This is a genomic window from Desulfitobacterium elongatum (assembly GCF_055378975.1).
The window spans coordinates 3,006,250-3,026,641 of the sequence record NZ_AP038772.1 but is presented as its reverse complement, the minus strand read 5'-3'; the positions used below and the strand labels follow the sequence as shown (position 1 = coordinate 3,026,641).

General features: G+C 43.8%; 22 protein-coding genes. 17 read left to right on the top strand and 5 right to left on the bottom strand.

Translation table 11 applies throughout. From position 1 onward, the window contains the following. Window positions 1-41 precede the first annotated feature (41 nt). From ACZ42W_RS14090 to surE, 5 genes are all read left to right on the top strand, one after another. On the top strand, window positions 42-494 hold the full coding sequence (locus ACZ42W_RS14090; RefSeq protein WP_464165980.1) for a Fur family transcriptional regulator: 453 nt from the start codon (window positions 42-44) through the stop codon (window positions 492-494). 825 nt (window positions 495-1,319) lie between these two features. Next, window positions 1,320-2,474 (top strand): tetratricopeptide repeat protein, encoded by a 1,155-nt coding sequence (locus tag ACZ42W_RS14085; RefSeq protein ID WP_464165979.1) that lies wholly within the window; start codon window positions 1,320-1,322, stop codon window positions 2,472-2,474. Window positions 2,475-2,659: 185 nt separating this feature from the next. Beyond that, complete coding sequence (folE, locus tag ACZ42W_RS14080) at window positions 2,660-3,226, top strand: GTP cyclohydrolase I FolE (protein ID WP_464171013.1); 567 nt, start codon at window positions 2,660-2,662, stop codon at window positions 3,224-3,226. A 61-nt stretch (window positions 3,227-3,287) separates the two neighbouring features. Then, complete coding sequence (locus ACZ42W_RS14075; RefSeq protein WP_464165978.1) at window positions 3,288-3,461, top strand: YpmA family protein; 174 nt, start codon at window positions 3,288-3,290, stop codon at window positions 3,459-3,461. A 16-nt stretch (window positions 3,462-3,477) separates the two neighbouring features. Then, the gene (surE, locus tag ACZ42W_RS14070; protein WP_464165977.1) at window positions 3,478-4,266 is read left to right on the top strand and encodes a 5'/3'-nucleotidase SurE; all 789 of its coding nucleotides are present in this window, start codon (window positions 3,478-3,480) and stop codon (window positions 4,264-4,266) included. Window positions 4,267-4,322: 56 nt separating this feature from the next. On the opposite strand, the gene ACZ42W_RS14065 is transcribed toward surE, so the two are convergent. Beyond that, on the bottom strand, window positions 4,323-4,547 hold the full coding sequence (locus ACZ42W_RS14065; protein ID WP_464165976.1) for a small, acid-soluble spore protein, alpha/beta type: 225 nt from the start codon (window positions 4,545-4,547) through the stop codon (window positions 4,323-4,325). A gap of 122 nt (window positions 4,548-4,669) precedes the next feature. Here ACZ42W_RS14065 and ACZ42W_RS14060 point away from each other — a divergent pair, with 122 nt between their 5' ends. Then, window positions 4,670-4,927 (top strand): hypothetical protein, encoded by a 258-nt coding sequence (locus tag ACZ42W_RS14060; RefSeq protein ID WP_464165975.1) that lies wholly within the window; start codon window positions 4,670-4,672, stop codon window positions 4,925-4,927. On the opposite strand, the gene spoVB is transcribed toward ACZ42W_RS14060, so the two are convergent. Then, the gene (gene spoVB, locus ACZ42W_RS14055; protein WP_464165974.1) at window positions 4,924-6,465 is read right to left on the bottom strand and encodes a stage V sporulation protein B; all 1,542 of its coding nucleotides are present in this window, start codon (window positions 6,463-6,465) and stop codon (window positions 4,924-4,926) included. The two genes, ACZ42W_RS14060 and spoVB, sit on opposite strands and share 4 nt — an antisense overlap. Before the next feature lie 219 nt (window positions 6,466-6,684). On the opposite strand from spoVB, the gene iadA reads away from it, so the two are divergent. The 5 genes from iadA (at window position 6,685) to ACZ42W_RS14030 (ending at window position 12,457) form a co-directional block, all read left to right on the top strand. Continuing rightward, window positions 6,685-7,896 (top strand): beta-aspartyl-peptidase, encoded by a 1,212-nt coding sequence (iadA, locus tag ACZ42W_RS14050; RefSeq protein ID WP_464165973.1) that lies wholly within the window; start codon window positions 6,685-6,687, stop codon window positions 7,894-7,896. Window positions 7,897-7,932: 36 nt separating this feature from the next. Beyond that, window positions 7,933-9,954, top strand: coding sequence for an elongation factor G (fusA, locus tag ACZ42W_RS14045; RefSeq protein WP_464165972.1), 2,022 nt, complete (start codon window positions 7,933-7,935; stop codon window positions 9,952-9,954). A gap of 179 nt (window positions 9,955-10,133) precedes the next feature. Beyond that, window positions 10,134-11,519, top strand: coding sequence for a sigma-54 interaction domain-containing protein (locus ACZ42W_RS14040; protein ID WP_464165971.1), 1,386 nt, complete (start codon window positions 10,134-10,136; stop codon window positions 11,517-11,519). A 154-nt stretch (window positions 11,520-11,673) separates the two neighbouring features. Then, complete coding sequence (locus ACZ42W_RS14035; RefSeq protein WP_464165970.1) at window positions 11,674-11,805, top strand: hypothetical protein; 132 nt, start codon at window positions 11,674-11,676, stop codon at window positions 11,803-11,805. Window positions 11,806-11,977: 172 nt separating this feature from the next. Next, window positions 11,978-12,457 carry an acyl-CoA thioesterase gene (locus ACZ42W_RS14030; RefSeq protein WP_464165969.1) on the top strand — a complete coding sequence of 160 codons (480 nt, stop codon included), beginning with the start codon at window positions 11,978-11,980 and terminating at the stop codon, window positions 12,455-12,457. A gap of 273 nt (window positions 12,458-12,730) precedes the next feature. Here ACZ42W_RS14030 and ACZ42W_RS14025 read toward each other — a convergent pair whose 3' ends face one another. Continuing rightward, entirely contained in the window at window positions 12,731-13,459 is a 729-nt protein-coding gene (locus ACZ42W_RS14025; protein ID WP_464171011.1) for a UPF0280 family protein, read from the bottom strand. Window positions 13,460-13,466: 7 nt separating this feature from the next. Continuing rightward, a complete protein-coding gene (locus ACZ42W_RS14020) occupies window positions 13,467-13,658 on the bottom strand; it encodes a hypothetical protein (RefSeq protein WP_464165968.1) in 192 nt (63 codons plus the stop codon). A 446-nt stretch (window positions 13,659-14,104) separates the two neighbouring features. Here ACZ42W_RS14020 and ACZ42W_RS14015 point away from each other — a divergent pair, with 446 nt between their 5' ends. From ACZ42W_RS14015 to ACZ42W_RS13990, 6 genes are all read left to right on the top strand, one after another. Next, entirely contained in the window at window positions 14,105-16,342 is a 2,238-nt protein-coding gene (locus ACZ42W_RS14015) for a molybdopterin-dependent oxidoreductase (protein ID WP_464165967.1), read from the top strand. A gap of 2 nt (window positions 16,343-16,344) precedes the next feature. Then, on the top strand, window positions 16,345-16,680 hold the full coding sequence (locus ACZ42W_RS14010) for a 4Fe-4S dicluster domain-containing protein (protein WP_464165966.1): 336 nt from the start codon (window positions 16,345-16,347) through the stop codon (window positions 16,678-16,680). Between the two features lie 90 nt (window positions 16,681-16,770). Next, on the top strand, window positions 16,771-17,154 hold the full coding sequence (locus tag ACZ42W_RS14005; protein WP_464165965.1) for a SpoVA/SpoVAEb family sporulation membrane protein: 384 nt from the start codon (window positions 16,771-16,773) through the stop codon (window positions 17,152-17,154). 13 nt (window positions 17,155-17,167) lie between these two features. Next, entirely contained in the window at window positions 17,168-17,527 is a 360-nt protein-coding gene (locus tag ACZ42W_RS14000) for a SpoVA/SpoVAEb family sporulation membrane protein (protein ID WP_464165964.1), read from the top strand. 83 nt (window positions 17,528-17,610) lie between these two features. Beyond that, window positions 17,611-17,757, top strand: a complete 147-nt coding sequence (locus ACZ42W_RS13995; protein WP_464165963.1) for a hypothetical protein — start codon at window positions 17,611-17,613, stop codon at window positions 17,755-17,757. Between the two features lie 193 nt (window positions 17,758-17,950). Further along, the gene (locus ACZ42W_RS13990) at window positions 17,951-19,705 is read left to right on the top strand and encodes a sigma-54 interaction domain-containing protein (RefSeq protein WP_464165962.1); all 1,755 of its coding nucleotides are present in this window, start codon (window positions 17,951-17,953) and stop codon (window positions 19,703-19,705) included. Window positions 19,706-19,912: 207 nt separating this feature from the next. Here the strand turns inward: ACZ42W_RS13990 and ACZ42W_RS13985 are convergent, their stop codons facing one another. Further along, window positions 19,913-20,353: a hypothetical protein gene (locus ACZ42W_RS13985; RefSeq protein WP_464165961.1), complete on the bottom strand. Its 441-nt coding sequence runs from the start codon at window positions 20,351-20,353 to the stop codon at window positions 19,913-19,915. Window positions 20,354-20,392 lie beyond the last annotated feature (39 nt).

Genomic DNA, 20,392 nt, shown 5'->3' with positions numbered 1-20,392 from the left:
CTATAATTTGAGGAAGAATATGGAGTGTGAGGGGGGAGATTATGGAGAAAAGGGAAGCAGAGTATAACAAAATTTGTGAACGCTTACGCGACAATTCCTATAAATTGACTCCCCAGCGACAAACCATTCTCAAAACTTTTTTAGAGCATGTCGATCGGCATCTTAGCGCTGAAGACACCTATATGCTTGTAAAAAATGACTATCCTGAGATTGGGCTAGCCACTGTATATAGAACGTTGGATTTGCTAGCAGAGCTCGGAGTTCTACAAAAAAATGATTTTGGGGATGGTCGGAGTCGTTATGAGTTTAGCCGTAAAGATGAGCACCATCATCATCACTTAATTTGTATCCATTGCGGAAATGTCTCAGAGTTCGATGATGACCTACTTGAATCCTTAGAAACTGTGATTCAAAAACGTAATGGGTTCAAGGTCGTCGACCATGATTTGAAGTTTTATGGATATTGTACGAAATGTCAAAGCACGTTAGATTAACGTGCTTTTTGCATGCTCAGAAGAAAATACTGTACAGAAGTCGTGAAAGTGGAGCTTGTTATAGACGTTTGTAAGTCGAGTTGCGTTACAGATGCTCGGAAAATACGCTCTCAGACCAAACTATGGACTAAACTGCTTATGAAAGCTGCGGGGTACCCGCCTAAATCGCTCCTGCTCAATAGGCGGCGTGTCACATCCTTGTGACCCGCCCCGCTATCTCGGGTGTAGTTTAGCCCAAGTTTGGTGGCTGCTCGCGAAGAAACCTCGCGTACTGTAATCGTAACTCACTTCTCAGAAGGTCTAGGTACAATAATTTTTACAGAATTGCTTAGATGAGTTGCTATAGAGACTATTAGCTATAATCCCGAGGACTAACCCAAGGATTTTGTTTTACATGAGGGAACGCATTCTAAGCGAGCGGAAACCAATCTTCGCGAAAAGTACGCAGCGGAGACGGGTTGGAAACATGGACGTTTCCAACTGGCTATGAGTCAGGAGACGATTTAGCCAGGCACCCGTCTCCGTGGAGAACTTGAGCGTTAGATTGGTCCGTGCAGCTTACTGAGCAAACGGTGTGAAACAAAATCCTGGAGAAAACCTAGAAAACATCTCCAAGACATTCCATAAATTAGCCCTGGCGAAAATTAAGTTATCTTACTAAATTATCTTACGAAAATGACGATTTCCTCTTGTGAAACAGGGCTTATGTTGAATCGAGCAGCATCAACTCATGATTTGACGCAATAAACTTAAGGTCAAAAGGAGGAAATATATTCCAAATGGGCGAAATTCATTATTAAAATCTGATAAAAGGAGACGACGCCCATGTACCCACTCGCTACCGGACGGAGGGAGCTTCATGGATACACCTCCTGGTTAGGACATCTGCAGAATTTTGGCAGGATACTTACTGGGAAAGACGATAAGTCTTTGGAACATTGCCTTCATCTCGTGAAGCAAGATGCTGATAAACCACAGTTTAAGGCTGTAAACCGTCTGCTTGAACATCAGGCTTTTCAAGAGGCTCGAGATTATCTTGAAAGTATCCTCGGTAAATATCCAGGTAAAGATGGGGAAGTACACTTATTATTGGCTCGTTGTTATTTCAATCAAGGGCTTATAAGTGAAGCTAGAGGTATCTTGGCTAAGGCCTTAAAGTCCGAACCGGAGAAGTCCGAATATCTCGAGCTTCAGGCGGATTGTTTTCTTGAGCAAGGAGATTGGCAAGGCGCAGTCGATGCCTTGAATAAAGCCATTCGGACGAACCCCAAAAAAGTGATGACGATTTTTCGATTGGGAACAATCTATTCCTATCATGGAGAACACCTGGAAGCCCTAAGATGCTTCCAAGGATGCTGCGAACTTAAGCCTCACCAGGCAATGTACTGGGAGATGAAAGGGGAAACCCATCTGCAATTAGAGCAAGTTCCTCAGGCCAGTGTGAGCTTTGAAAAGGCCCTTCGATATGGAGTGGACCCTGACCTTACGGCGCGCCTCGCCTATTGCTATGTTCAGATGAATGAGTTGAAGAAGGGGATTCGTCTTTATCGGAAGGTCTTAAAGCATGAACCGGATCATTATGATGCACTTTGTAATCTAGCAGCAGTCTATCAAAATCAAGGGCGATCGCTTGAAGCCTTGAACTTGCAAGAAAAAGCCTACTTGCTTTGCAAGAATGATCCTATCTTACTCAACAATATGGCTTATACTATGCTTCATTTAGGTCGATCTCGAAAGGCAACGGAATATTATCAAGAAGCCTTGAACCTAGCTCAAGGACATCCCCTGATTCTCTATAACTTAGCCGTTTGCCACGTTCAGAAGGGGAATTGGGATGCAGGTATCGAAACCTTGCATAAGCTTCTGAAAATCGATGAAGAACATACAGAAGGCTGGGCGCTCTTAGGAAATATTTACGAGCAACTATCCGACCATAAAATAGCGATTGATTGCTTTAATCGGGCGTTAAAATTAGCATAAAGTAAAAATAAGGCGTTTAGCGTCTTATTTTTTTGCAATACTTTGACAATACTTCGGCTTGGGATATAATTTTAAGGGATGTATTTAAGTTTATCTGGTATAATGGTTGTGATAATCTAGAAAACTCTCGATAATATTACCAAATATGGAGTTGTAGAGAGAATCCGGGAGGAGAAGTGGGCGACTTGGGTTTTGATATGGAAAAAATTGAACAGGCCGTGGCAATGATTTTAGAAGCCATTGGAGAAGATACGGAACGGGAAGGATTGAGGGACACTCCGAAGCGTGTTGCCCGAATGTACCAAGAGATCTTTGCCGGCCTTCATGATGACCCGAGCAGACATTTGAAAGTTCAATTCTCAGAGGATCATGAAGAAATGGTTATTGTAAAGGATATTCCCGTATATTCTATGTGTGAACATCATCTTATCCCGTTTTATGGTAAAGCACATGTGGCCTACATTCCCAAATCCGGGAAAGTAACGGGATTGTCCAAAATCGCCAGAGTTGTCGAAGGGTTTGCCAAACGTCCACAGCTTCAAGAGCGTCTAACGTCACAAATCGCTGATTCGGTTATGGATGTGCTCGACGCAAGAGGAGTATTGGTCGTGATCGAAGCAGAGCATATGTGTATGACGATGCGTGGGGTAAAAAAGGCTGGCTCGAAGACTCTGACATCGGCAGTGCGAGGGATATTCAAAACGAATCAAACGACCCGGGCAGAGGGCTTTTCTCTAATCAGCCCAAAGTAAGACGACTTAAAGAAGAAAAAATAAACACCTAGAGCGAGAAGAAGCACAAAGGATGGAATACATGGAGCAAAAGAATGGTAAAATAGAACTTATAGCTATTCAAAAAGTACGTGCAAATTCCGAGATGTATAAAGTCGTTGATTTTTTAAATAAGAATCTTAAAGGACATCAATTGATGTTTGGCTTATCAAAAAAAGAAGAAAGTATGACGATTTCCATCTACGAAGTTGAATAAGTCATTGGAGAACTGTATGCACATTTTGTTAACAAATGACGATGGTTATTTTGCCGCAGGTTTGCAAGCCTTATATGAGATTTTGAATCAAGAAGATTATCAGATTTCAATTGTTGCACCCGAAGGTCAAAAATCTGCCACAGGGCATTCTATAACCTTGTCAGAACCCCTGTTTATTACTAGGCATCCCTTGAGCAAGGGGCTCACCGGGTATGCTGTACGAGGAAATCCTGCAGATTGTGTCAAATTGGCTATACAAGGGAAAATTATTCCCCGACCAGACTTGGTCATTTCCGGGATTAATAATGGACCAAATCTGGGCACGGATGTTTTCTATTCTGGAACAGTCTCAGCGGCTATGGAAGGGGTACTTCTAGGAATCCCTGCTGTGGCTATCTCGTTGGCGTGTTTTACAAGTTCGAACTATGAACCTGCAGCTCGCTTTATGGCTCAATTTTTAAGAAAATACACGAGAAGCGAAGAAAAAGAGCTGTTCAAGCTTGGCTTGATCAATATTAATGTTCCCGACCTTCCCGAAAGCGAGTGGAAGGGTGTTAAAGTAACGAAGCTAGGTAAAGCTGTCTATGAAAATGTCTTCGAGTACCGTAAAGCCCCTCATGGCAAGGAATATTTTTGGCAGGGGGGTACAATGTCTCAAGAAACGGATCAACATTCGGATCTTTATGCCCTTCAGGACGGATATGTATCCTTGACTCCAATGCATTGTGACTTGACGGATTACGCACAGTTGAAACTTCTGGACGAGAGAGTGGCTGGAACGCAGAGTATCTCAGAATTAAAGTAGGAGTACAGAAAAACTGTACTCCTACTTATGATTTGGCGTTTTAGATAGTTAGTTCCTTAGAGAGAATCATTCTTAAGGCTATCTTCCGCCCTTCGAATCATGGCTTTGACCATACTTCCACCGATCCGTCCACCGACGTGACCACATTCACGGGAAGTCATATTGGCCCAACCCTTGCTTTGAATTTGATCAGTAAGACCTAATTCAGAAGCAACCTCCATTTTAAATTGGTCTAAAACAGATTGGGGTAAAATGCCAGCGGAGCGATTTCTTCGACTCATAAGTTAAGCATCTCCTTTCATCTGTCTAATGGAAACACTCTTATTTTTAGCTAAGAACGATAATAATATAGTACTGAAATTATGGAGAATTTAAGTTTTTATGTTAAGGGAGGAAACTCATTTTGATTATTGGTGCCTTTTTATTTTATATGGTCTTATTCCTCTTTGTTTTTTCCTCCCCTGAGAAGCTGAGACGGAAAGATGGGCGTTTTTCACGGCTCTTTGTTTTGCCGGCTCTTATCGCTCTTCTCATGACTTTTTTAACGGTCATTAAGGTATTTTTTATCTATAAGATTTTACTTCTACTCTTTGCTGGATTTACTCTGCTGATGAGCTATTGGCAATGGGGAGATAAGATAAAACGGTGGTTTGGTCTTTAACGGGGCAAAAATTTTCCAAACCAAGGAATTCGTCTCAAGTCCATAAAAGTAAATCCACCGCTGAAGAATAAGATGGCGAGATAGGCGAAGGCACCCAGAACGATCTCTAGGATAAACCCTAAGGGATGAGGTCCTAGGATTAGGTGAATCAGTCTAAAGACCAGCATCATACCGATTCCAGCAATTAAAGGCTGTATTAGAAACTCGCGCAAGTCCACAGGCATACCTGTATAACGAACGATCGCAGCTAGATTTAAGATAGCTGTGACGACGTAACCTACGACATATGCAACAGCGGTTCCTTTGAGTCCCCACTCTGGGGATGCTGTCAGAGTATAGAGGATGGGAATTCTTATTGTCGCCGAAACAATAGAATGAAGGACAGGGAGATGGACTTTGCCTAAGCCTTGGAGGATCCCTGTCGAGGTTTGCTGAAGATAGGAAAAAATTCCCCCTAGGGCAAGAATACGTAGGACGGCGCTGGTGTTTTGGCTCTTAAAAAAGGCGCTTAACGGTGTGGCAAAGAAGAACAAGATGATCAGACAGGGTATCCCCAGCATAATTGTCAGGCGAATGGCTTGCGCACTCCTTAGCTTTACCGCCTGAAACTGTCTTCGGGCAGCTGCTTCTGAGATGGCTGGAACGAGAGAGGTAGCTAAGGCAAACGTGAAGACACTGGGGAAGTTGAGAAGAGTAAAGGCGGCTCCACCCAATTGTCCAAAGAGTGTGGTTGCTTCCCTAGCAGTATAGCCAGCAATCTGAAGTCGCTGAGGAATTAACATGGCGTCCAAGGAGGAGAGCCCTGTCGCAAGGAGCCTCCCCATCGTGACGGGAGAGGCTAAGTGAAATAGCTCTTTCATCGTTTGAACCGGATGAATCGGTTCTTCTGAGTGAGAGAGCTTTTTTCTTTTCTGCAAGGTATATTGGATGATGATGACGAAGAGACCGACGATTTCCCCAGCAAGCATCCCGAAGGCTAAACCCGCTGCGGCCCATTCTATTCCACGAGGTAATAAGGTTAAGGCTGTAGTGAAGCCGACGACCACACGAACTAACTGTTCGCAAATCTGACTGATCGCTGTCGGAAGCATATTCTGCATCCCTTGAAAATATCCTCGGAAAGCCGAAGATATAGATACAACAAAGATTGCGGGGGTACAAATAAGGAAAATTCTTAAGACACGCGGATCAGGGAAAATCCGATGTGCAAGGTAAGGTGAGACGATATAGAGCACGAGAGCTATGATTCCTCCGGAGGTCGTGAGAAAGATGAGTGCAATTCGGAAGATTGACCTTGCACGAGAGAGTTGGTTGGTGGAAACTGCTTCGGAGATCATTTTCGAGACCGCTAAAGGTATACCCGCTGTTGTCAGGACAAGTGCTAACATATAGACGGGAAAAACCATATTAAATAAACCAAAGGCTTCTCCACCGATATGAGTCATGATTAAGTATTGATAAAGAAAGCCTAACATCCGATTTAAAAAATTAGCAGCCAAGAGAATTGCTGCGCCATAGACAAAAGTTCGCTTAGCCATGTACCTTCTCCAACTCCTCTAGTGTCCCAAATCCATGTATAACTTTATGCCCGAAGAAGGGAGGAGATGACAAGATATTTTTATAGATGCAAAGCACCAAGAAAAGGAATTTGTGATTCGGATGTAGAAGTATCAATTAGTGAATTAACATAAAATTCAAGGAAAAAGAATAATTTACTTGAATTGGGGTAATATACCTCCGAATAGGGGGCTTGACCTATGTGGAATCTAATTAAGAATGCTAAAATCTTTGCACCTGAGCCCATAGATGAGCAAGATATCTTGCTTGTAGGGGGGGGAATTGCAGCCTTAGGAAAGGACTTATACCTCCCTCCCTATGTTGAGGGTGAAGTGATTGATTTAGAGGGCAGGTACCTCGTACCCGGATTTATCGATGCTCATGTACATCTTTGTGGTGGAGGAGGTGAGGCAGGTCCGAGCTCAAGAACACCGGAAGTCCAATTATCCCAACTGACTCAGGCAGGAATTACGACGGTGGTCGGATGTCTGGGGACCGATGCCATTTCACGTTCCATGGAAGAACTCCTTGTGAAAGCCAGAGGGCTTGAGGAGGAAGGCATAACTTGCTATATCTATAGTGGGGCTTACCAGGCAGACCGGACACTCCTCGGATCTCTACGCCAAGATTTGGTCTTAATCGATAAAGTGATCGGAGCAGGTGAGATTGCAATCTCTGATCATCGCTCTGCGCAGCCACAGACTGCAGAGTTAGAGCGTCTTGCGGCGGAAGCACGAGTAGGAGGAATGCTAGGAAGTAAAGCGGGAGTTATTCATATCCATCTGGGTGAAGGGAAAAAGGGATTATCCCCCATACATAAAATTTTGGAGGAAACCGAAATTCCTATTACCCAATTTATGCCGACACACATTAATCGAACAGAATCACTCCTGAGTCAGGGGGCTGAGTTTCTCGAAGCAGGCGGTAGTATCGACTTAACAGCTGGCTGCGATGATTTTGCACCCCAGCTACAGGTCCCTTCCGTCCTGAAATGGCTCAATGAGAAAGGGCTCTTAAATGAGCGTGTCACTGTTACATCGGACGGAAATGGAAGCCTTCCTCAGTATGACGAAAGAGGGGTTCTTGTCGGGATGGGGATTGGTTCAGTTCGAGTCTTATGGCGTGATATTAGGGAAGCGATACTTCATTATAAAATTCCACTTGAAGTCGGATTACGAACGATTACGACAAACCCAGCACATATCTTAAAGTTTCATCATAAGGGCAGTATAAAAATAGGCTATGATGCAGATTTAGTGGTCCTGGATAAAGATTTAATGATTGATCAGGTGTGGGCTAAGGGAAGAATTATGATTCGTGACCGCAAACCTATTGTTTTTGGGATGTATGAGACATCATTGGCGAGTCATCTTCAGACTGTGGAAACTCCGAGGATAGAAGTCAAAGGTTAGACCTTTTTCTAATAAACATCAAGGAGGCTGATTGTCTTGAAGACCTATGACACTATGAATCTGCGCAACGTTTGCCTTGTTGGCCACGGCGGTGCAGGAAAGACTTCTCTATCTGAAGCCTTTCTGTTTAATTCTGGCTACGTAAGCCGAATGGGAAAAGTACCTGAGGGGAACACCATATCGGATGCTTTACCAGAGGAGATTAAACACAAATTGTCTATCAGTACAAGCCTAATCCCAGTGGAATGGCAAGGTATGAAGATCAATGTTCTCGATACTCCGGGGTATTCTGATTTTTTTGGCGAGGTTAAATCTGCCCTTCGTGTGGCAGAGAGCGGGGTTGTAGTTCTGTGCGGTGTATCAGGTCTTGAGGTGCAAGCTGAAATGATCCTCGACTTGATGGATGAGCAGAAGTTACCCCGCGTTATTTTTATCAATAAGTTGGAAAGAGAAAACGCGAATTTTGCTAAAGTAATGGATCAACTAAAAGAATCCTTCCCTACGATGCGGTTTGCTCCTCTGAATCTTCCTTTGGGTCAAGAGGCTCAGTTTGAAGGAGTCATCGATATTATCGAACGGAAAGCCTACGTATACGAAAATAATGCAAGCGGAAAATTTACGGTCAAAGAGATGCCTGCTGAATTTCAAGCAGAAGTAGATAGTTATCGTGATGTGTTAGCTGAAGCCGTAGCAGAGGCGGATGATGAGGTTCTTACCAAGTATCTCGATGGTGAAGCCTTGTCAGATGATGACCTGAGGAAGGGATTAAAAGCAGCTTTTTCACAAAATTTAGTGGTGCCGGTGTTAGCAGGCTCAGCCTATAAGAATGTAGGTACCTCAAACCTACTCAATTTTATTATTGATAATGCTCCTGCTCCTCAGGTTAACGAAGGAAGAAGTGCTCTGGTCTTTAAGACGTTAGCTGATCCTTATGTCGGTAAAATGAGTTTCCTAAGAGTGTACAGCGGTAGCTTACATGCGGATAGTGTGGTCTATAATGCCACGAAGGAGAAAGAAGAGAAATTGGGGACTCCCTTTATTCTTCGGGGGAAGAATCAAGATCCTGTACAAGTTATTCCCGCTGGGGATATTGCAGTTGTAGCCAAACTCCTCGATACGGGAACAGGGGATACCCTTTGTAATAAGGATAAATCGCTTCAACTTGAAGGCATTGATTTTCCCGAACCTCGTCTTCCTGTAGCTATCGCACCCAAGAGCAAAGGAGATGAAGATAAACTCGGGACCGCTCTTGCACGATTAGCTGAGGAAGATCTCACCATGAGGATGGAAAAGAACGTGGAAACGAAGGAACTCCTTCTATTTGGGATGGGAGAAATGCATTTAGAAATCCTCATGGAGAAGCTCCAACGTAAATTCGGAGTGGGAGTCAATATGCGGGTTCCAAAGGTACCCTACAGAGAAACAATACGCAAGCCCGTGAAAGTCGAAGGAAAGCACAAGAAACAAAGTGGTGGTCATGGCCAATATGGGCACGTCTGGATCAATTTAGAACCCCTGTCAGAGGGAGATTTCGAGTTTTCGGAAGAAGTCTTTGGGGGCTCTGTTCCAAAGCAGTATTTCCCGGCAGTCGAAAAGGGGATCAGAGAAGCCATGTCAGAAGGGGTCTTGGCAGGATATCCAGTCACAGGCTTCAAAGCGACACTCTGTGATGGCTCTTACCACGCTGTTGATTCTTCTGAGATGGCCTTTAAGCTCGCCTCAATAATCGCTTTCCGTAAAGGAGCCGAAATGGCTAAGCCAACCTTGCTAGAACCGATTGCTGAAGTTGAGATTCGAGTACCTGAAGCCTTCATGGGTGATGTCATCGGAGATTTGAATGGCAAGCGAGGCAAGGTGTTGGGGATGGAGGCCGAAGGGAAATTCCAGATCATTCGGGCTCATGTGCCGCAATCAGAGATGATGCGCTATGCTATAGACTTAAAATCCATGACTCAGGGTCGAGGAACCTTTAGCCTAAGGTTCTTAAAGTATGACGAAGTGCCTTCAAAAATTAGCGAGGGAATTATCAGCCAGTTAAAAGCTGCTCAGGAGAGTTAAGTGGCTTCTTGAGACATTAAGATGATCGAATCGAGTGCACAAAAAACAGTCAGGGTCCCCTGACTGTTTTATTTTTTGAGTTTTCTTATTTCTAAAGAAAGGAAATTTCACGATTGTGTTGAATATTCAAATTATTATATAAAATATGTGTGGCTAGAGAGAGATTAGGGGGAGCAGACGTGGGACTGAAGATTAGAGCGGGGACTGTTGGTGGTATTAAACGCCTGGAAGAGGAACTGGAGGTTCTTTATAACTCTGTACAAGAAGCTATCGAAGTCGCTAATAAAGATGGAGTTATTCAGTATGTGAATCCTTTTTTTAGCAGAGTGACAGGTATATCTCCCCATGAACGGGTAGGGAAAAATATTTTTGAAATCTCACCTGATGGAGCGCTTGCCAGAGTTTTGCGGACCCATGAACCCATCTATGCCCATCGTTCTAAAATGGAGGAGTGTGATCTTGAAATTGTTGCCAATGCTTCCCCAATTATCGTCGATGGGAATATCGAAGCTGGATTTAGTGTCTTTCATCCGCTTACAGAGACCTGTAAGCTCGTGGAAGAAATAGAAGACTTAAAGCAGGTTATTAGTGAACTTAGTACGCGAGTCAATCAAATTGCGATGAGTTCCTATACGTTCGATGATATCTTAGGTAGTCATCCGGATTTTGAACGCATTCGTAACAAAGCTCGCCGATTCGCCAATACCAATGCACCCATCTTGATTCTGGGGGAAAGTGGCACAGGAAAAGAGACCTTTGCCCATGCAATTCATAGTGCAAGTGCACGAAAGAATAAGCCATTTTTGAAAGTGAATTGTGCGGATATACCCGAAAGTCTCTTGGAGTGGGAACTCTTTGGGTATGAGAAAAGCATAAAAGGGGGAACGCCTGAAAAGAAACTCGGGAAATTAGAGTTAGCAAGCGGGGGTACACTTTTCATTAACGAGATTGGTGAGATGAATTATCCGCTACAGACGAAACTACTTCAAATTCTACATAAGAGGGAATTCGGGAATGGTAGCGGAACACCTACGCATAACGTGGATATTCGAATTATTGTGACGACAAATCGCAATCTGCGTGAACAGGTTACCCAGGGAGTGTTCTCTGCAGACTTATATAATCGGCTTAATGGTGCCGAATTACACCTTCTCCCTTTGCGGGAACATAAAGAAGATGTTCTAACCTATGTTCAAACCTTTATCCTCAAATTCAATCGTAAACTCGGAAAGCGTGTACTAGGAATGACGACCCAAGCGGAGCAACTCTTGCTCGATTATCATTGGCCAGGGAATATCCAAGAATTAAAGAATGTGATCGAGCGGGCGATGGATTCCGTGGAAGAGGATGTGCTCCATTATAAAGATTTTATGGGCTTAATTGAAATTTCCCCAGAGGAAGAGGAGCTGAAATGCCGAGAGCCCATGGCCTTGGATGAACTAGAAAAACGGATGATTCGCCTTGCTTTACAACGTTATGGAAATTCGGTCGAAGGAAAAAAGCGTGCAGCAGGGGTGTTAAACATCTCCTTAGCGACTCTTTATAACAAGCTAAAAACGCTATAAGAAGCAGGAATCAAATCAATGAGCTTATTATTATTTCTAGAACTTTCTGAGAGGGGTGCTTAAAAAGCCCTGAACTTAGTCGAAATATTGAGGATCAAAATGTATGGTTTAGCATGGATTTGTCCATCCTAAGTAAAAAAAGGAGGGATTTTCCATGGCTTTTCCATTCTGGGGTAAAAAGGATATCGATAAGAAAAAGAGGTCGGAACTAGCAAAGCAGCGGAATAACCGCGGCGATTCATTGACAGAAGATATGGAAGGCTTTAAGGATTTGTACTGGTCTTAAAAGCTCAGCGTTTGTTATTGCTCATAGAGCACATTAAAGGGTTGTCTCGGCAAGTGAGGTAACCCTTTAAATATGTCCGAAATGTGTCTGAAAACCACCCTTGCAAAGTCTGCTTTTTTAAGTCAAAATAATAATCATAAAAAAGAATAGTATGGATGGAGAAGATATCGCTATGCCAACGAATATGAAGAGGGTTTATGAATCAAGATCAACCCTTTCGGAACTTATGCTTCCGAATAAGGCAAACCCAGATGGCAAAGTACATGGTGGGGAAGTCATGAAAATGATGGATAGTTGTGCCGGAGTTACGGCCGCTAGGCATGCTAAGATGAATGCTGTAACCGTTAGAGTCGATGAAATGGTATTTCATCAGCCCGTGCTTGTAGGGCAATTGGTCATTTGTGAAGCCCATGTGGTCTTTGTAGGAAAAACCTCGATGGAGATAAAAGTCACGTTAAAGGTGGAGGATTTGAAGTGTGAAGCGCCACCTAAAGTAGCCTTAACTGCATTTTTCACTTTTGTAGCCCTAGATCAGATGGGAAAGCCGACTCAGGTTTCAGGAATTATTTTGAGCACGGATGAAGAAAAACAAGCTTATGAAGAGGGAAGAAAAAGATATCTGGAATATAAAAAGAAAGAAACGAATGTCTAGGCAGGGTGAATTCCCTGTCTTTTTCATGTGGTATCAAGGCTAACCGCTGTGTTGAGTGTTTCGATGGCTTATTCGAATCGAAGGGAGCGCTATCTGGAGCACGATCTATGGAAGTAACTTTCAGTATATTCTCAGGCCACAATCAGGACCAATTCAGACAAAAAGCATAGTATAGGTGACAGGAACTTTCTTTCTTTCCTCCTCCTACTATAAAACCCGGGAATATTATTTCTCGGGTCATTTTTTTTGAGGTACTTTTTTGCTATTTGTCATTTAAATTTTTACTATTTTTAAATCGCCCCATGCAGCTAAAAGATTGTCTTTAATAGCTAAAACACCAGTAATACCTGTGATTTTATTTGCAAATTCAACGGCAGGTTTCACATCTTGAGAGGTTTTAATTATGTTTGCTGTTGCCGTAGCTACAGCGTCTGCCAAGGAGGCAGTATTGGCCTTAATAACTACTGCATCGGCTTTGCCCAAACTCATACTTGAGCCAATGGTACCAGAGGAGGTACAAAGCCCAAGGGGTGTTTCATCCCCGGCAATTTCGATACCGATTTGATAAGAAAACCTTGTTTTGCTGGCAAAAATAGCAATAATTCGCTTCTGTCTTGACTTAATATAAAGATCTCCACCATTTTCTATAATTATTTCCTTGCAATACTGGCTCATTTCCTCACCCAAAGCTTCAGCTATAGCGCCTGCAACTGCAGCCATGGGACCTACATTCGATGCTTGTGCTACATCTCCCATACGCTTGATTATCTTAGGAGCATTAGGTGAAATTTTTAAGGGTTTAAACGATGATTTAAAATTATGATGGGATTTAATATAATTTTCAATATCCGACCTTAATCTTAATAAGGAATCATTGCAAAAAGAAATTAAACTTTCGGAGTAACTTTCCTTTTCAATGCTGATTCTTAAAAACGTTTCTTTTTCGTTAAGTGTAAAAGTTCTAAGATCTGTCGATTTTCTAAATAAATGATAGTAACTAATTATGTTTTCACTCCTTAGATTTTTCTTTTCGTTCTAGAGATTTTTTGCCCAAGTTAGCAAAAAGTGTTGCCATTGTAGGAGCTGTCACTGCATCTACATGTTTTTGTTTTTCAGCTTTGTCATTTAGGATTTTTTCATCAGTGATAACAACTTCATCTTGTTTGATCCTTTTGTTAATATCGTCAAACCCGTCTTCCACAACGATCTCTCCTTCCAGTGAAGTTTTTAGATTTACACTATTGTCATAATAAAATGCAAGAATGATGCCACGAACTTGTATGTTTATTTACTGCCCAGATTGTCGAATATTTGGGCTTTGCTTTTGGGCAATAGAGCGGATGAAGATTTAATCCGGCCAAATTCATGGCAATATTGCTTAAGCAAATAGTCACTAAGTTAAGGGAGCAATTCTAGAACGCTGATTTTTAGTATGTGCTTATTTTTACAAAACGGGAACATTGGTAAACAAATGGGACAACTGTTATTTTTCTTTTTTCAGCAAAACGCCTTGAAGTACAAGGTTTTATTTTCGCTTTTATGTTGGCACGCGATTTGCATTATATATCTGCAGAACCCAGCGCTGGGGTTTTCTAACCATCGAAAAGCAAACAAAATGGTGAACAGGGAGAAAGGAAGGTTGAATTAATGGAAGGAAAAACCTGGTCATATGCGCAGCATGCCAAACCTTTCAAATACCAAGAAGGTAATCTTAAGGTCACACGGGGTAGTGCCTGGTCAGGACCTGGATGCCATCTCGGTTGCGGTGTTTTGCTTTACACAGACGAAAACGACAAGTTGGTCAAAGTGGAAGGGGACCCGGAAAACCCATACAACGACGGCAGACTTTGTGTTCGGTGCTTGAATGTGAATGAAGTGACAAATCACAAGGATCGGCTGCTTTATCCAATGAAACGCGATCCGAAAGACCGTGGCAAGGATAAATGGGAGCGCATCAGTTGGGAAGAAGCTTACGATCTCATCGTAGAAAAGTTCAACAAAATTAAAGAGGAATTTGGGGCGGAGTCAGTCCTCTTCACACAGGGGACCGGCCGCGATATTGCACAATGGATTTCTCGTCTCTCCTGGTCCTTCGGTTCACCGAACTATTGCTACCCGCTTTCCGGTGCTGCCTGTTACCTACCGCGCGTGGCCGGCATGGTAGCCACCACGGGGGGCTACTGGGTGGCGGATGCCTCGCAGCAATTCATGGACCGTTACAATAACCCTGAGTATAAAGTACCTGAGACAATGTTTATTTGGGGCAATTATCCGCTTACCTCTAACTCGGACGGCTTTTACGGTCACTGGGTTATCGACATGATGAAACGCGGTATGAAGATCGTCAGTATTGACCCGAAAGTCACCTGGCTTGCTGCCAGGTCTGAGGAGCATTTGCAGATTCGTCCTGGCACCGACGCCGCCCTGGCACTCGGTATGCTCAATGTCATCATCAATGAAGAACTCTATGACAAGGAGTTCGTCGAAAATTGGACGTATGGCTTCGAACAGCTGAAAGAACGGGTGCAGGAATACCCTGTAGATAAAGTCGCTGAAATCACCTGGATACCAGCGGAAAAAATCCGCAATGCCGCCCACATTCTGGCTAAGAGCAAACCGGCAACCTTACAATGGGGACTCGCTGTAGATATGACCAAAGAGTCACTACCGGCGAGCCAAGCCATCGCTGCGCTGTTCTATATCACTGGCAATGCGGACGTTCCCGGTGGAATCATCGTTCCGCCCGAACTTCTTCCTTACTCCGGTGGTTGGGGACGAGACCTCTTAAGCCCAGAGCAAGCTGAAAAGCGCATCGGCTTAAAAGATTATCCCTTACTGCAGTATGGCTTCCAGATTGCTCAACCCGATGCTGTCCAGAAAGCCCTGGAAACAGGAGTACCCTACAAAATTCATGGTGCATGGTACCAAACCACGAATCCCGTTGCCTGTGTTGCGGCCGAACCAAAGCGTTGGATGGAGGCAGTGTCGAAACTGGACTTCGTAGTTTTTGTTGATATCTTCATGACTCCATCGATTATGGCAGTAGCAGATGTCGTTTTGCCGGCCGCTACATTCCCAGAGCGCAACGGGCTCCGGGTTGGCGATGGCGCACAACGTGGCGAAGTCATCAACAAAGTTACCCAAATCGGGGAATGCAAGTCGGATATGCAAATCAATCTTGAACTGGGCAAACGCTTTAACCCAGAAGCTTGGCCATGGAATAACGACGAAGATATGTTCACCCATATTCTGAAACCAACAGGCTTCACCTTCCAAGAACTCCAGGAAAAGTCACCGGCCTATATGCCTTTTAACTACAAACGCTATGAAAAAGGACTTTTAAGACCGGATGGAGAGCCTGGTTTCAACACCGCTACCGGAAAAATCGAGCTTTATTCAACGTTCTACGAAATGGCCAATCTTGATCCCCTTCCTTACTTTGAAGAGCCATCCCCTGGACCGGGTGCAACACCGGAGTTGCTTGATGAATATCCATTGGTGCTCACCACCGGTGCCCGCATCTGGAGTATGTTCCATTCGGAGCACCGCCAGATCGAACGCAACCGTGCCCTAAGACCAGATGCCGAGATTGAAGTGAATCCTAAAACACTCAAAAAGTTTGGTATTAAGGATGGCGATTGGGTTTGGGTAGAAAATCAACGCGGCCGTGCTAAAAGGCGTGTAAAAGCCTCCCCAGTTATCGATCCTCGTACGGTAACCTGCGACCACGCTTGGTGGCTGCCGGAAGCTGGTCCTGATAACTTATATGATGTCTTCGACCTGAACATCAACAATCTCGTTCCCTGGATTCCTGGTAGAAGTGGTTTTGGTTCCAATTTCAAGACGATGCTGTGCAAGCTGTACAAAGTAAAGGATGGTGAATAAGCATGGCTAAAAACGGAATTTTAATCGATTACGACTGGTGTACCGGTTGCCATACTTGTGAAGTAGCCTGCCAAATGGAGTTAGGCCTTCCAGTGGGTCAATTCGGTATCAAGCTCGCGGAGCTTGGCCCTTGGGAGTATGCTCAAGATAAATGGCAGATAAGCTATATCCCCATGCCCACCAACCAGTGCAACCTTTGTGCAGAGCGGGTGGAAAAAGGCAAACTCCCCTCTTGCGTACAACATTGTCAGGCTAAATGCATGACCTTCGGATCCATAGAAAAACTGGCGAAAATTCTAGCGGATCACCCCAAACAAGTTCTTTTTGCGTTGGATTAGAGTTTAATTTAGAACGAAAGAACGGCCGGCGGATTGCCGCGGGCATCCGCCGGCCTGCATCTATTTGTTCTTTAAAGGAGCAAGATGAAGATGTTCAAACAAATATCCTCTTCATTCATTGTAGGCGGACTTTTATCCGTGCTGGCGCAGGGTTTGATGGACTTGTCTGCTGCCGCATTAGGAGCACAATCGCCACTTGTTGGCCCCATGACCTTACTATTAGTCGGCATGATTGGCGGACTGCTGTTTATTGCTGGGATCTACCAGAAGATAGAGAAGATTGGATATTTTGGCGCAATTCTTCCCCTTTGCGGCTTAGTCGCCGCCGTAGCGGGTGTTTTCACGGGAACCAAAATGGAGGCCGGTTCTTCGGGCGCGGCGACTAAAGCGGCGGTTTCGCTTGTTTTGTTTGTGTTAGGCCTTGGAACAATTTTGTCGGTGATAATAGGTGCTGTCGCCTTTTATACCGTTTAGGAGGTCAGTCACGATGATGTACATTAATGCATTTCTTTTGGGCGGAATTCTATGTGCGTTATTTCAGATCTTTATGAATTTTACGAAGCTAGATCCTCCACACATTCTCGTTTTAGGTATAGCGCTGGGTGCGCTGCTTACGCCTTTCGGCATGATGGATGCACTCGGTAAGTGGGGCGGTGGAGCGTTGTTGCTTATGTGTATCGGCGCTGGCAACGCGATAGCCGGAACGACAATGGCACTTCTCGGCGGCAATCCTATGCCCCTCGCAACAATACTCGGTCTTTTAGTCCTTTTAACGCTCATCGGTTTAGCGGCAGGGACTCTGCGCTCGGCCGTTGCTAAAGACGCGACGAAAAACGTGGCGGGCTGAGCGAACTCTACCGGTTTCTTTAACAGGTAAGCCTTGGCGTTGGGTAGCTGCGTCGCGACAATTATAATAGGAGGTACTAGGTCATGTGTTTTCGTCCACCAACTGCTGGAAAGCCAGTAAAATGCCCAGAATGTGGTTCTATTAATCCTGCCACCGCAAAAACTTGTTTAAAATGCAAAGCAGATTTGACTAAGATAAAAGATAGCAATGATTCGGTAAATAAAGCATAGTTTTTTCAATAAATGGTGGGCCACCAATTTTGGTGGCCCGTTAAAAACGAAATTGAGGCTATTTACATATAATTATGTGGCAAGCTTACTTTCCTTGCTATATAATTATTTGCAAACGATACAAAGGCACTATCAATGAACCTCGGAGTCGAAAGTTCGTTCAAATGTTATTTTAGGAGGTGTTTTGTGAAAAATGATACAGCCTTACTACAATAAACAAGATATTCTTGCGACTTCAAGAGCAAATATGGCTGATTTAAAAGCAATCAGCCTATATAAGGACGTTTTTTTGCAAAACTGTGAGGAACCGAGTACCTCTTTTTTGCTTGAGCCAGAGGTGGCTGCTTCGTGGCAAAGATGCAAAAAATTGCAGATTGATCCGCAAATGCAGGAATTACCCTATGTTCTTAGATCACAGGAAATGAAAGCGCTATTACGCGATAAGAAAAAGTTTATCGACTTAACAAAATCTTATTTTAATGCGCTTCTCCCCCTGCTGAACATGCACACAGCACTTACGATCTTCGACGAAAACGGCACGTTATTAGACTTGTCGGATAACGACCATCTGCTCAGACTGAACCCCCACAGTGGTTCTATCTGGAGGGAAGAAACTGTAGGGACCTCTTCGACCTCACTCTGTATCGAATACGGAAAAATGGCGCAATTAGCCGGATCGCGGCATTACTGCAAAGCTCTGGAACATCAATTGGCAACCACGACGCCGGTTTGGGACGCCCAGGGAAATAGGCTGGGCCTGATTACCACTATTAATCATGTTAAGGATGGCTTGCTCAATGAGGAAACCCTCCATCGGATTTTGCTCTGGATTAACACTCTGCGCTTTACGGTGGAAAGCCAGTTGGAGCTATCGAAGCGCAGCTACGCGTTCGGGGGAGAGACTCTTTTTACAGAAAAAAACAGCGAACGCCCCGTGCCAAAACAGGAAATTAGAGTAGAGCTTCAACGATCCGAAGAATATTTAGCGGCGAACCGCTCTTTTTCGAGTATCTTGGGCGAGAGCCAGCAAATTCAAAACGTGGTCCGGAAGGCCGCACGTTTTACGCAGACCGACAGCGGCATTCTACTTACCGGAGAAAGTGGTACAGGAAAGGAAATGTTTGCCCATGCCATTCATCAGGCCAGTGGAAGAAGCGGGCCTTTTGTCGCGATCAATTGCGCCGCCCTTCCCAGCAACCTGATTGCCAGCGAATTGTTCGGATATGTAGGCGGGGCTTTCACCGGTGCCGAAAATAAAGGCCGGTTGGGCAAAATCGAGTTGGCGAAAGACGGCACGTTATTTTTGGATGAAATTGGCGATATGCCTTTGGAAATTCAGCCATCTTTTTTGCGCGTGCTGGAAGACAAAAAAGTCATGCGTTTAGGCAGCAATAAAGACATTCACGTGGACTTCCGCTTGATCGCGGCGACCAATATAGACCTTTTTCAACTGGTGCAGGAAAAGAAATTTCGCGCTGACTTATATTACCGGCTGGAAACTCTGGAATTGGATCTGCCGCCGCTCCGGGAACGAGACAAGGATATTTTGCTGATTGCGAACCATTTCCTTGAGAAAATCTGCGAAAAAGAGGGGCGCGCACCGCTCAAACTGAATAAAGAGGTGGAAGCGTTCTTGCTCAATTACGCCTGGCCGGGGAATGTTAGACAGTTGAAAAACGCCATGCTTTACGCTGCAAATATTTGTGAGGGGCAAGTGATCAAGCCGCAGGATATGCCTGCAAGCGTATATAGAAATTTGGATATGCCGCGGCCAAATGAAAAGTTAGGGAAGTTCCAGTCCTTTTCCTCTTTACAAGAAACGGAGGAAGAAATGATAAAAAAAGCCTTGTCTTTAACCGGGAATAATGTGCGTGCCGCCGCGAGCATATTGGGCTTGAGCAAGACTACCCTATACCGTAAGATAAAGGATTATCATATCGATATTTAAGGGTTGGGGGAATTGGCATTTTAGTTTAGCAAAGCGAAAGCTTTTCAGCATATTCTCAGCCAACAACTCGGGGAAGTCATTCCTCGGGTCATTTTTTTGTATATCAGAAAGTATAACTTTCACGGTACACAAGGGCAACCAACGACTTCGCCTTTCTGGATGAGTGCTTAAAAGGTTCGGCGAAGCCGGGTTTTCTTTGAACTTATTTTAGTCAATTCTAATATTATTTTTATATAGTTTCGCCAGGACAAGGCCATAGATTGATGCAGTAATTGTATTTGATGCCACAGTATATGGTGGAATAATCATAAGATCATTTACCTTAAATAAAAACGTTATTGAATAAGTAAGCAAAAAAATTGTAAGTCCAAAGAGAATACCCTTGAACATATGATTTTGTGTTCTAATCAAAGGAACGATATATACATAAAGTACTCCACACATGCCAGTAAAACCTAAGTGGATGATTAACGCCAAAATGCTATCAAAAGTATTCATCGGTTTGTTCCCATAAACGATAATTGCCATAAAATCAAGGTATCGTAGAGTAGCAATATTTAAGACGTAATAAGATATAAGATTTAGAACATTCATGATTAAACCAGCTACCACACCAGAATAGAAACCAAAGGTAAAGCGATCTTTCAAAGTCATCACCCTTTCTTAAGTATTATTTAATAAATTCAT

Coding starts and splice junctions, on each gene's coding strand:
- ACZ42W_RS14015 (WP_464165967.1), top strand. CDS start 14,105: ATGGAAGGAAAAACCTGGTCATATGCGCAGCATGCCAAACCTTTCAAA.
- surE (WP_464165977.1), top strand. CDS start 3,478: ATGCACATTTTGTTAACAAATGACGATGGTTATTTTGCCGCAGGTTTG.
- ACZ42W_RS13995 (WP_464165963.1), top strand. CDS start 17,611: ATGTGTTTTCGTCCACCAACTGCTGGAAAGCCAGTAAAATGCCCAGAA.
- iadA (WP_464165973.1), top strand. CDS start 6,685: ATGTGGAATCTAATTAAGAATGCTAAAATCTTTGCACCTGAGCCCATA.
- ACZ42W_RS13990 (WP_464165962.1), top strand. CDS start 17,951: ATGATACAGCCTTACTACAATAAACAAGATATTCTTGCGACTTCAAGA.
- ACZ42W_RS14005 (WP_464165965.1), top strand. CDS start 16,771: ATGTTCAAACAAATATCCTCTTCATTCATTGTAGGCGGACTTTTATCC.
- spoVB (WP_464165974.1), bottom strand. CDS start 6,465: ATGGCTAAGCGAACTTTTGTCTATGGCGCAGCAATTCTCTTGGCTGCT.
- ACZ42W_RS14090 (WP_464165980.1), top strand. CDS start 42: ATGGAGAAAAGGGAAGCAGAGTATAACAAAATTTGTGAACGCTTACGC.
- ACZ42W_RS14000 (WP_464165964.1), top strand. CDS start 17,168: ATGATGTACATTAATGCATTTCTTTTGGGCGGAATTCTATGTGCGTTA.
- ACZ42W_RS14075 (WP_464165978.1), top strand. CDS start 3,288: ATGGAGCAAAAGAATGGTAAAATAGAACTTATAGCTATTCAAAAAGTA.
- ACZ42W_RS14085 (WP_464165979.1), top strand. CDS start 1,320: ATGTACCCACTCGCTACCGGACGGAGGGAGCTTCATGGATACACCTCC.
- ACZ42W_RS14035 (WP_464165970.1), top strand. CDS start 11,674: ATGGCTTTTCCATTCTGGGGTAAAAAGGATATCGATAAGAAAAAGAGG.
- ACZ42W_RS14065 (WP_464165976.1), bottom strand. CDS start 4,547: ATGAGTCGAAGAAATCGCTCCGCTGGCATTTTACCCCAATCTGTTTTA.
- ACZ42W_RS14030 (WP_464165969.1), top strand. CDS start 11,978: ATGCCAACGAATATGAAGAGGGTTTATGAATCAAGATCAACCCTTTCG.
- ACZ42W_RS14010 (WP_464165966.1), top strand. CDS start 16,345: ATGGCTAAAAACGGAATTTTAATCGATTACGACTGGTGTACCGGTTGC.